General features: G+C 60.1%; 1 protein-coding gene. It reads left to right on the top strand.

What is annotated here, in order from left to right:
* Positions 1-5 precede the first annotated feature (5 nt).
* Complete coding sequence (locus BMY67_RS16290) at positions 6-12,758, top strand: non-ribosomal peptide synthetase (RefSeq protein WP_092773626.1); 12,753 nt, start codon at positions 6-8, stop codon at positions 12,756-12,758.
* Positions 12,759-12,765 lie beyond the last annotated feature (7 nt).

A 12,765-nucleotide genomic window follows, 5' to 3' on the forward strand; every position in this document is an offset into this window, starting at 1 on the left:
CGACCATGTACGAAGTGCTCATTTCGCCGGACGAGAACCTGACCTACTGGGTCGATAAGCTTACTGCCAGCAGCAGCAGTGGCTTCTATGAATTGGCCGAATCCGCCGCAGATAGCACTACCCCACGGGGCCGTCTGCTTCTGCCCGTGCCCGCCTCACTGACTGCGCAGCTCTTGGCCTGCGCTAAGGGCAAGGACCTGAACGTGTACAAGCTGGGCTTGGCTGCGCTTGCCATCCTGCTGCATAAGTACACACTGCACGAGGAGTTGCTGCTTACCACGACCGACCTGAGCCTGCAAGCTGGTAAGCCGGCCGGCCCCGGCCTACAGTTCGTATGCCTGACAGTAAAGGAGGACGATTCGCCCAAGAGCCTTTTGGCTCGCCTGCATCAGGAACTGGAGCAGAATCTGGCCCGCCAGCAGTTCGATTACGCCGCCCTGGTGGCCGAGCAGTTCAGCCAGCCTGCATTGGCCCGGCTCGCCTTTGCCACCGGTTTTCATTACGCCCCGCTCAATCCCTGGCAGTCTGATCTGGACAAAGTGCAGTTGCTCTGCAAGCTAGACCGCGACGAGGAGATCCTACGCCTGGAAATCGACTACGACACGGCCTGTTATTCGGCCCGGGCCGTGGAGTTGCTCGCCCAGCAACTCCTGCGCACGCTCGAGTTACTCACGGCCGACCTGGCCCAGCCCGTGGCTGCACTCAACCCCCTAACGGCCTTGGACCAGGAGTTGATTTTAGGACCTTTCAACAACACGGAACGGGTTTTCCCCACGGCTTCAGTTATCGAACAGTTTGAGTGGCAGGCGGCCGCTACGCCCGACGCGGTCGCCGTTAAAAGCAATGGCCTCACGCTGACGTACCGCGAACTGAATGAGCGCGGCAACCAAGTGGCTCATTACCTGCGCAATGAGTGCGGCCTGCAGCATCAGGAAAAGGTGGCCGTAATGGTCCACCGTTCCGAGCGAATCATCATTGGCATCATTGGCATCCTGAAGGCTGGCGGCTGGTATATTCCTATAGACCTGAGTTCCCCGCCCGAGCGCATTCAGTTCTTTATCAGCGACAGCGAGTGCCGCCTGGTGCTGACGGAGGCCGAGTTGCTGACCGCCGGCCTAACGGGAGCAGGCAGTCAGTTGTTTTGCGTGGAAGACTGTCTGGACCAGCCCATCGATACGCCCGCCCGCCATTTGGCCGATTTTGACTTGGCGTACATGATTTACACCTCGGGCACCACTGGCAAGCCCAAGGGGGCCCTGGTCTACCACCTTTCGCTGGCCAACCATGTGAACTGGTTCCGCCGCCAGTTTGCCCTGACCCCGAGCGACAGCACCATGCTGATTAACTCGTACAGCTTTGACGGGTGCTACAGCTACATCTGGGCCACGCTCACGGCGGGCGGCACGCTGCACGTACCTACCGATACCTTCTTTGACCCCGATCAAACGCTGGCCTATATCAAGCAGCAGGGGGTAACATTCCTCAAAGTGGTGCCCTCTACTTTCGGCGTGCTCGTTAACTCGCGCACTTTCAACGAAGACCCCACCGCCTGCCGTACGGTGCGCGTCATCAAGCAGGGGGGGGAAACTATCAACGTCAAGAACCTGCGCAAGTATTTAGGACACTACCCGCACGTGGTGCTTGGCAACCATTATGGGGCGACGGAAGCGACGATCGGATCGGTGGCCCACTGGCTTACACGTGAATCGATGGATGAGTTTGCGGCCCGGCCAGTGCTCGGTTCCCCCTTTGACAACCAGCAAATTTACGTGCTGGACCCCCAGAATCAGCTGCTGCCCGTGGGCGTGTCAGGGCAAATCTGCATTGGCGGCATTGGCGTGGGCAACGGTTATTATAACCGCCCGGAGTTGACGGCCGCTAAGTTTATAGCCAATCCTTTCGGCGAAGGCCGCCTCTATAAAACCGGTGACCAGGGCCGCTGGCTGCCCGACGGTACGCTGGCCTTTTCAGGCCGCATTGACAACCAAGTAAAGATCCGGGGCTTCCGGATAGAGCTGGATGAAATCGCCGAAACGCTGAAGCTCTACGGCCCAGTGCGTGACGCCGTGGCCCTGGTTCACGAGGTCGATGGACAACCCCAACTGGCCGTGTACTTCGCTGCCGAGGCCGCGCTGGCCCTGGCTGAATTGCAGGAGCACCTGCGCAGCCAGCTGCCCGATTACATGCTGCCCGCCTATTATGTGCCAGTCGCCACCATTCCGCTCACGCCCAACGGTAAGCTCGACAAGCATGCCCTGCCTGACGCGGAAGCGCACCGGCTGCACTCTGAGCAGGCCCGTGTGGCCCCGGCTACCGAAACCGAGGCTCAGCTGCTGTCCATGTGGCAGGAAATACTCAACCTGCAACACCTTGGCACCACCGATAACTTCTTTGAAATCGGGGGACATTCGCTGAAAGCCACTCAGTTGGTAGCTCAGATTCACCGTGCTTTCAACGTGCGCCTGCCGCTGCGCACCATCTTTCTGCGGCCCACCATTCAGCAGTTAGCTACTGCTTTAGCTGAAGCCGATACCGAGCAGTATCATGCCCTGCGCCCGGTACCCCCGCAGCCGCATTATGAACTCTCGCATGCCCAGATGCGGCTCTGGGTTATCACGGGGCTTGAACCCGGTCAGATTGCCTATAATATTCCGCACGCCGTGGAGCTACGCGGGGAGCTCAACGTGGCCGCCATGGCGCAGGCCTTTACTGCCCTTATTGATCGGCATGAGGTGCTACGCACGGTCTTCCCGATTATCGACGGGGTACCGCGCCAGCGCGTGGTAAAGGTGGAGGAGTTTGGTTTTGCGCTGCAGATCGATGACTTGCGCGGCCATATGGAGGCCGACGCTGAAGCATCTCGTCTTGCCCGCAACGAAGCCCAAACCGTGTTTGACCTGGCCGCCGGTCCGCTAGTGAAGGCCCGTCTGTTGCAGCTTACCGCAACCCGTACCGTGCTGCTATTCACCCTGCACCATATCGTGTCGGATGGCTGGTCAACCCAGGTACTGTTCCGCGACATCCTGACCTTGTACCGCGATTTTCAACGTGCCGAGCCTTGCTCGTTGCGGCCGTTGCCCGTACAATACAAGGATGTAACAGCTTGGCAAAATCAGCAGTTGCGCTCCGAGCAGATGCAGGTGCACCGCGCCTACTGGCTAAAGCAGTTTGAGGGGGAGCTGCCGGTGCTGGAGCTGCCCACTGACTTTGCCCGACCTAAAGCGGCCTGCTATGAGGGGGACTACCGCACACTTACCCTGGACGGGGCTTTAAGCCAGCAACTCACGCATTTCGCTGCCGCTCGCGGAGTAAGCATGTTTATGTTGCTGCTGGCTGGTGTAAAGACGTTGCTATACCGCTACACCGGCCAGAAGGACATTATCGTGGGCAGTCCAATTGCCGGGCGCGAACACGCCGATTTGGCCGATCAGGTGGGCTTCTACGTCAACACTTTACCCATCCGGTCGCAGCTCAGCGGCGAAGCAACCTTCGGACAGTATCTGACCCAGATACAGGAGCATCTGCTGCGGGCCTATCAGCACCAGGCCCACCCCTTCGATGAGCTGATCGACCAGCTGAATCTGCCACGCGATAACGGCCACTCTCCGCTATTCGATGTGCTGGTAGTCATGCAAAATAACGGTTCGGAGCGCGATGACCTGTTTGCGCAAAGTGAATTTGAAGCTGTACCATATAACAACGATAACCCCACTAGCAAATTCGATCTCACTATTGACTGCGCCGAGGAAACTGAGGGACTGGTAATCGGTATTGAATATCGCACGGCCATATTCACGGCTGCTCGCGTTGAGCGGATGCTACTGCACCTGGCCGCGCTGCTACGGCATGTGATGCAGCAGCCCGATACAGCGCTCGATGCCATCCCTTACCTAGCGGTAGCCGAGCGTGCAGAACTGCTTGATTTGGCTGGTAGCACCGCGCCGGTGCCGGTAACGCACACCGTCTCGACCCTGTTTGCAGCCCAAGCTGCCCGTACGCCCAACGCCCTGGCCATTGCTGATGAACGCCGCCAACTCAGCTATAATCAACTCAATGACCGGACCACTCGACTGGCAAATTATCTGCGCCAAGAGCATGGTATAAGGCATGAGGATGTGGTTGCCACCGTGATGCAGCGCGGCACCGACTTCGTAGTAAGTATGCTGGCCACTCTTAAGGCTGATGCTGCCTATCTGCCGCTGGAAGCTCATACTCCAGTGGAGCGCATCCGCGAGTTGCTGGCTTACACCCAGGCCCGCGTAGTTGTTACCGATAACCCTGCGATGTCGGCGGCTCTTGCTCCCACACCAGTTGTGTGCTTACCGATGCTGGATCTCAGCACCGAAAGCTGGGCCGCGCCGCTGCCCGCCTCGCAGGCCACGACCAATTCCCTGGCCTATGTGATGTTTACTTCAGGTTCAACCGGCCGGCCTAAGGGAGTGATGATTGAGCACCGCAGCATCATACGGCTGGTGCGCGACACGGATTACACCCGTTTTGATGAGCGGCTACGAGTTTTGCAGACTGGCTCTTTAGCTTTCGACGCGGCTACGTTTGAAATCTGGGGGCCGCTGCTCCACGGCGGGCAGCTACACCTGCTCAGTCTCGAGAGTCTGCTTGATACCGAGCACTTGCGGCGTTCTATCCGGGAGAAGGGGATCACGCAAATGTGGTTCACCAGCTCGTGGTTCAACCAACTAGCCGACGAACAGCCGGATGTATTCAGTGGGTTGGAGCAGGTGCTGGTAGGCGGCGAGGCCCTATCGGCAAGGCACTTAGCGCGGGTACAGCAGTACTGCCCGCAGCTACAGATCATCAATGGCTACGGACCAACAGAAAATACCACATTTTCAGTTTGTGGGGCAGTGGCCACTCCGGCAACTGCCCCAGTTCCACTGGGCCGGCCCATCGCTAACAGCATTGCCTACGTAGTAGATGGGCGGGGCAACTTAGTACCCAAGGGCGTGCCCGGCGAGTTGTGGCTGGGTGGCGAGGGGCTGGCCCGCGGTTACTGGCAGGATGCGGAGCGGACTCGGCAGCAATTTGTGCCCAACCCCTTCGGCGCCGGCCGCCTCTACCGCTCCGGCGACCTGGCCCGGTGGGGCGAAGACGGCCAGCTGGAATTTCTAGGCCGGGTAGACAACCAAATAAAAATCAGAGGCTTTCGCATCGAGCCCGACGAAATAGCCGAAGTACTGCGCGGCCATTCCCTGGTGAAAGATGCTGTGGTGACTGTGCACCTTACAGCTACCGGCGAAAAGTTTCTGGCCGGCTACTTCTCAGCCGAGGATGATCTTAGCGCCGAAGCCGTACGTCGTTATCTGCAGGAGCTGCTACCCGCCTATATGGTGCCCGCCGCCCTGCTGGCCCTGCCCGAATTGCCCCTGAATGCCAACGGCAAAATCGACCGCAAAGCGCTGCCTGCACCCACGTTTACCACCCCTGATTACGTGCCCCCGACCACCGGCGACGAGCAGGTACTCGCCCAACTCTGGGCGGAAGTGCTGGGGCTGGACGCGGAGGCCATCTCCGCCGAAGCTAACTTCTTCGAGCTGGGCGGTCACTCGCTCAAGGCCATTAAACTGGTCGGCCTGGTACATCGCCGCCTCGGCGTAGCTCTGTCGCTAGCGCAGGTTTTCGAATTGCCCACCATCCGCCTGCAGGCTGCCTGTTTGGCGGCCTCCGACCACACCGCCTACCAAGCCATCGAGCCGGCCCCGGTACAGCAGACGTACTCGCTCTCGTCGGCCCAGAGCCGGCTCTACTTCCTGCAACGCTTCGAGCCTACCAGCACGGCTTACAACGTGCCCGGTATTCTGGCCCTGCCTGCTGGTGCGGATTCTCCTGCTCACCTGCAAGCGGCTCTGCAAGCCCTGGTGGCCCGCCACGACAGCTTGCGCACCAGTTTTGAGGACCAGCAGGGCACGGTAGTGCAGCGCGTGCAGGCCGAAGTGGATATATCGGTAGCCGAATTGCCGGTTGGGAGCGATGCTTCAACTGCGCTGGCAGATTTTGTGCGGCCTTTCGACCTAGGCCAGGCCCCGCTACTGCGCGCTGCCTACCTGCCCGCCTTCGCCGGCCAGCCCGCCCAATTGCTGTTCGATGTGCACCACATCGTTACCGATGGTCTTTCGCAGGCCATCCTACAGGCTGAACTGCTGACCCTACTCCAAGGAAAACCATTGTCTGGGGCCGTGCTGCAGTACAAGGATTACCTGGGCTGGCAAGCCAGCCCAGCCCGCAGCACCCAACTTCAGGCTCAGCAGAGTTACTGGCAGGCCGCGTTCGCCGATGAGCGCCCCATTCTGCAATTGCCCACCGACTTTGCCCGGCCCGAACAGTATAGTTCTGCTGGGGCCGAGGTAAGCCTAACGCTTAGCTCCGAAGAAACCGCCGGCCTGCACGCGCTCTGCCGCCGCCACGACGTGACGCCTTACATGGCCATGCTGGCCGTCTGGTCGGTACTGCTGACCAAGCTCAGTGGACAGGCAGACGTGACTGTCGGAACCCCCGTGGCAGGCCGGGTGCACCCCGACGCCAAGCAAATTGTGGGCCTGTTCGTCAATACGCTCCCGCTGCGCAGCCTGCCAAGTGGTGACAAACTCATTGCCGACTATCTGCGTGAAGTCAAGCTTACGGCCCTCGGCGCGTTTGAGCACCAGGAGTACCCTTTTGAGGAGCTGGTGGAATATGTGGGGGGCGGGCGTGATATGAGCCGCAACCCGCTGTTCGACACTGCTTTCGGCCTGCTGAGTGAAGGTGAATTTGCCCACGACGTGGATGCGTTGAGTAGCACTCCCAGCTTTGACCCGCACACCACCGTATCGAAGTTCGACTTGAATCTGCGCGCCCTGGAAGTAGCTGACCGCCTCTACCTCAGCCTTACTTATGCTACCAGCTTATTCCGGCCCGCGACCATCCTGCGCCTGGTAGCACAATTGCGCCAGTTGCTGGGCCAATTGGCCGCCGACAGTACGGGATACCTGGCCGATCTGAGTCTGCTGTCAGATGCTGAGCAGGAGCAGGTGCTTCGGAAGTTTAACCAGACTGAAGCCAGTTTCGCAACCGCCGGAAGGACCTATAATGAGCTATTCACGTTCCAGGTGGAGCTGACACCCAAGTCCGTCGCCGTAGTGGACGAAACCGGGTCGCTGACCTACCGCGAGCTGAACGCGGCCGCTAACCGCCTGGCCGCCGCACTTCGCCGTCGGGGCGTGGGCCGCAACAGCTTAGTGGGCATTCTGCTACCGCCCTCGGTGCAGACGATAGTTGCCATCCTGGCAGTTTACAAAGCCGGCGCAGCCTATGTGCCGCTTGACCAGGCCCTGCCTTCTGAGCGCATCGGCCACATCTTAGAAGACAGCCAGGTTCGCCTGCTGCTAGCCGACCAAACCAGCCTGGCTCGCCTGGGTGCGGCCCCCGTGGAGGTGCTTGATGTGGACGATCCGGGTCTGGCCGACGAATCCAGCGACGAGCAGCCCTTGCGCAATACCCCCGAAGATCTAGCCTATGTCATTTACACCTCCGGCTCGACGGGCAAACCGAAGGGCGTAATGGTGCGTCAGCGCAACCTGGTGAACTACGTGAGTTGGTACGTAGCCTATACCGGGTGCCACGCTGCCGACCGCACTGTGCTGACTGGCTCCTACTCCTTCGACTTCGCCATGACGCTCATCTTCCCCATCCTGACGGTGGGCGGACAGTTGCACTTGGTACCTAAAGAAACATTCCTCTCGCCCATCGAATTGGGGACCTATATTCAGCACCACGGCATCAGCTTTCTAAAGCTTACGCCCACGCTGTTTTCCGTGCTGCTGAAAAGCCCAGCCTTTCGGCCCGAGTGGCTGGCTGGCATACGCCACCTCATGCTCGGCGGCGAATTGCTGAACGTGGCGGACCTGCGGAGCTTCTTCCGGCTATACCCCGACAAGTACGTCATCAACCATTACGGCCCTACCGAGACAACTGTGGGCAGCGTGTGCCGCACTTTCACGGCCGCCGACATGGCCAGCCTCGGGGCGGAGGTTGCGATCGGACAACCGATTAACAATTTAAGGGCCTACGTTCTCGATGCCTGGCAGCAGCCGGTGCCGGTGGGCGTTATCGGGCAGCTCTATATGGGAGGCGCGGGCGTGGCCGCGGGCTACCTGCACCGCCCGGAGTTGACGGCTGAACGGTTCATCGCGAGCCCCTTCGTCGTCGGCGACACGCTCTATGCCACCGGCGACCTGGTGAAATGGCTGCCCGACGGTACGCTCGTGTGTCTGGGCCGAGCCGATCACCAAGTCAAGATCCGGGGCCACCGGGTAGAACTGGGGGAAATTGAGCGGGTACTGACTAGCCATACTCTGGTGGGTGAAGCCTGCGTGAGCCTGCGACGTGACGCCGACGGCGACTTGCTGCTGGCGGCCTTTGTAACTGCGCCAACTGCCGGGTTGAGTTCGGAGCAACTGCGACGCTATGCCCAGAGCACCCTGCCCGAGTACATGGTGCCGGCTTATATTGGCCTGCTCGACGTGCTGCCCATGACGCCTAACGGCAAGCTAGACCGGCAGTGCTTGGATCAGCTGCCCTTAGAGATGCAGCACCACAGTACAGCGGCCGACTATGAACCGCCCGTTACCATCACCGAGCAGCAGGTGCAGGCCGTGTGGGAAACTGTCCTCAATCAGCGGCCCGTAAGCGTGACGGCCAATTTCTTCGAAATGGGGGGGCACTCGCTTAAAGCGCTGAAAACCACCATGCTAATCCATCGTGAAACCGGGGTAGAGGTGCCGCTGCGACAGTTTTTCCAGCAGCCTACTATTCGGCAGCTGGCCACTTGGCTCGATGGGCAGGCGCGCGGCACCTATGATGATATTCCACTGGCGCCACTCCTGCCCTACTACCCTCTCTCGCATGCTCAAATGCGATTATGGGTACTTCAGCAGCTCGATGAGCAGCAGACTTCCTACAACACTCCAGCGTCGTGGCTGCTACGCGGCCCGCTCGATGTGGCGCTACTACGGTCTTGCTTCCAGGCTTTAGTTAACCGCCATGAAATACTGCGCACAGTGTTTCGTATTGTCGATGGGGAGCCGCGGCAGGTGGTGCTCGCCCTGGATGAATTACCCGTCTTCTTCCGGGTGCAGGACCTTAGCGATCAACCCGAACCCTGGCAGCAGGTGCAGCCGCTGCTGCGCGAGCTGGCCAACCGAGTATTCGACTTGGCCCAGGGACCACTGCTGCATGTAACCCTGTTGCGCCTATCTGCTGCAGAAACGGTATTGTCGCTCAATCTCCACCACATTGTTTCCGATGGCTGGTCAGTTCCAATCCTTCACCAGGAGTTGCTGACGCGCTACCGTACCGGCCTTGCGGGTGAAGCACTGGACTTACCTGCCCTACCCATTCAGTATAAGGATTACGCTTACTGGCAGCACCAGAATCTGGTTAATGGCCGTGACGCGGCGCACTTGGATTACTGGCGCACCAAGCTCAGCGGTGAGTTGCCGGTGTTGGCTTTACCCGAGGATTTTCCGCGTCCCGCCGTCAAAACATTCAACGGCGACTATTTTCAGTATGTAGTGAGCCACACCCTGGCCGACCGGCTTGATAGTCTGGCCCACGCCCAGCAGGCCAGCCCCTTACTGCTGCTGCTGGCAGCCTTGAAAACCCTGTTCTTCCGCTATACCGGCCAGCCAGACATCATCCTGGGCACTCCCGTAGCCGGCCGTGAAAAGATCGGGTTGAGCCAGCAACTGGGTTTGTACGTCAACACGCTGGCGTTGCGCACCCAACTCGACGGGGAGCGCAGCTTTACGGAGACACTGCGCCAGGAGCGCGATAATGCTCTTGAGGCCTTCGAGCACCGCCATTTCCCTTTTGACCAGGTGATAAGCGAGCTGCGCACCCAGTTCGACCCCAGCCGATCGGCTCTGTTCGACGTGATGGTCGTCTACCAAAATGCCGGCGAGCGGCAAGGCGTGGGCCTGGCGCTGGAAGGGCTGGAGCTTGAGGAATTAAGCGAAGAGTTTAATGGCAGTAAGTTCGACATGACCCTGGTCGCCCGCCGGGTCGAGGAAGGGCTGCAGTTTCATATTGAGTACAATACCGACATCTATGCCGAAACCTCGTTGCGCCGGCTACTGGCTCACTTCGAGCAATTGCTTACCAGCATTGCCGCTAACGCTGACACCCCGCTCACTGAACTAAACTACTTGGACCCTGAGGAACGGGAACAGGTGCTGAGTGGCTTCAACCAGACCCACCACGACGGCGCGCTGCTCAATTCTATCCATGCCTACGTCGAGCAGCAAGTGGCGCTACGGCCCGAGCAACCGGCCCTGCTATTTCCCACCGGACAACTCAGCTACCGCCAACTCAACGAGCAGGCTAACCAACTGGCCAACTGGCTGCGGCAGGAGCACGGTGTGGGCGCCAATCAGACGGTGGCTTTCGTGTTGCCGCGCTCCGAGTGGCAGGTCATTACCGTGCTGGGCATCCTCAAAGCCGGGGCTGCATTCCTGCCCATCGACCCGAGCTACCCGGCCGAGCGCGTGCACTTTATCCTCAACGATGCCCGCCCCGTGCTGACGCTGGTGGACGCCACCGCCCAGGTGCCCGCCGGCTACACCGGGCTCGTCCAGGTGCTGTCTGAACTGCGCCTGAGTCTGGCAAAGCAGCCCACCCACAACCCGGTCAGCACGACCCGGCCCACGGATCTGGCCTACATTATTTACACCTCCGGCTCCACGGGCACGCCCAAAGGCGTCATGATCGAGCATCGTGGCAACATGAACATGGTGAGTGACCAGGTGCGTCGGTTTGAAATAGCACCGTCGGACCGCTGCTTGCAGTTTGCATCCATTTCCTTCGATGCTTCGGTTTACGAAATGTTTATGTCCCTCTATACCGGTGCCGGGCTGGTCTTACTAACTCCCGAGCTGATAGCCAATCCCGCACACTGCCTGGATTATTTGCAGCAGCAGCAGGTAACAGTGGCCACTCTGCCCCCGGTATATCTGGCCAGCCTCGACCGGGAACGAGTGGGGCAGCTATTGCGAGTACTCATCACTGCCGGTGAAGCCCCTAACCCCGCTGACGCTCGCTACCTAGGCCAGCGCCTGAGCTACTACAATGCCTACGGCCCCACCGAGTACAGCGTGTGCGCCACTACTTATCGCGTTACGGGCGCAGAATCGGTTGTGCCCATCGGCCAGCCCATTGCCAACACCCAGGCACTAGTCCTGGATGCCCAGCAGCAGCCCCTACCGGTGGGCGTATGGGGTGAATTGTATCTATCCGGGGTGGGCTGCGCCCGTGGCTACGTGGGTCAACCCGAGCTGACGGCCCAGCGATTCCTGCCCAATCCTTCTCAGCCCGGCCAAACCATGTACCGCACCGGCGATGTGGCCCGCTGGCGCGTTGATGGCCAACTGGAGTTTCGTGGCCGCGTCGACCATCAGGTGAAAATTCGCGGCTATCGAGTGGAACTAAGCGAGATAGAGCAGCTGCTGCTGACCCACCCCGCCGTAGCGCAGGCCGTGGTAACCTATGCCAAGGGTGATGCCGGGACTGACCAGCTCCGTGCCTACGTGGTGGCGAGCGGCGGCGTGGGACAACCAGAGCTCAAATTCTGGCTGGCCGAGCGCCTACCGCACTACATGGTGCCGACTTATTACTGCCTGCTGGTCGAACTGCCCGTGACATCCAACGGAAAAGTAGACCTACGCGCGCTCCCTCAGCCGACTGTTGGGTCGGGCCGCCGCGCTGAAGCCGTCGCCCCCGCCACCAATACCGAGCGGGTAATGGCCAGCCTCTGGGAGCAGGTACTGCAGTTACCCCAGGTGGGGGTAACCGACAACTTCTATGATCTGGGCGGCCAGTCCATCCTGGCCATGCGGCTAATTGGGCGCATCTGGAAAACTTTCGGGGTTAATGTGAGCATCCGCGATATAATGCACCATGCCACCATCCGCGAGCAGGCCGCCCTGCTTACTGGTAACACGCCTACCAAGGGCTTACTGCTGCCCCTCAGCCGGGGCTTGCCGGGGCAGCCAGTCCTGTTCATGTTACCCCCAGTAGTGGGTACGGCCGCCATGTACCAACCCCTGGCCCGCCTGGTAGGCCAAGCCGGCATTAATTGCTACGGCCTGCAACACCGTGGCTTTGATGACCCTAACGAGGCCTTCGATGCAAATATCGAGCAGATGGCACAGTCTTTCGCCCAAGAAATCACTTCGGTTGTCGCCGGTGGGCAACTAGTGTTTCTATTAGGCTACTCGATGGGGGCGTTGCTGGCCGCTGAAACTGCCCGCGTGCTGGAAGCTGCTCTCTTTGAAGTGGAACTAATCCTGATCGACAACGAGCCGCTGGCTGCCAGCCGCCAGCTGGAAGCGGCCGAAACCGACGGCCACTCGGCTGATGACGAACTGCTGAGCGAATTGCTCCAAGCCCACATGCCGGCTGAAACTCAAGCCGGCCTGGTGGGCGAGCGAATGCGCCAGTTGCTCCGCCACAACCTGCAACTGCTGCATGCTTACCGTCCCAGTATGCGGCTGGCCGCGCCGCTGCTGCTGCTCGAAGCCGCCGACTCCGAACGTTCGGCGGGGCGCATGCTCCGCTGGCAGGATTTCACCAGCGGGCCGGTAAGGCACCAAGCCATCGCCGGTCACCACTTCAGTCTGTTCGAAGCGCCCCATCTGCCTGCCCTGGCCGATCACATTCTGCGGAGCACGGCTCTGCATAGTGTCCACATACCGAGCACGCTCGCTTAATCCTCTC

Source organism: Hymenobacter actinosclerus (genome assembly GCF_900111515.1).
GTDB classification, from domain to species: domain Bacteria; phylum Bacteroidota; class Bacteroidia; order Cytophagales; family Hymenobacteraceae; genus Hymenobacter; species Hymenobacter actinosclerus.